This window comes from Treponema sp. R6D11 (assembly GCF_054786075.1).
The window spans coordinates 1-297 of the sequence record NZ_BDHD01001035.1 but is presented as its reverse complement, the minus strand read 5'-3'; the positions used below and the strand labels follow the sequence as shown (position 1 = coordinate 297).

General features: G+C 47.1%; 1 protein-coding gene. It reads right to left on the bottom strand.

What is annotated here, in order from left to right:
• On the bottom strand, positions 1–297 hold a 297-nt coding region (locus ACYVTD_RS17355; RefSeq protein WP_461248877.1), incomplete at both ends, for a hypothetical protein.

The window sequence follows — 297 nt, the reverse complement described above, 5'->3', positions numbered from 1 at the left end:
CCCTTTTGAGCATGGAAGACCCTGGCAGCGAGGGGAAATTTGCCGTAATTAGGGAAATTGCCGCCGGTTTCGCAAGAAAAAAGGATTTTAACCGCCTTATCCATTTTTTAACGTCAAAAGCCATAAACAACCCCGCCGCGTAAACGATAGCCTCTTCATCGGCGGGATTGTTTATGGCTTTTGACGTTAAAAAATGGATAAGGCGGTTAAAATCCTTTTGTCTGGCGAAACCGGCGGCAATTTCCCTAATTACGGCAAATTCCCCCTCGCTGCCAGGGTCTTCCATGCTCAAAAGGT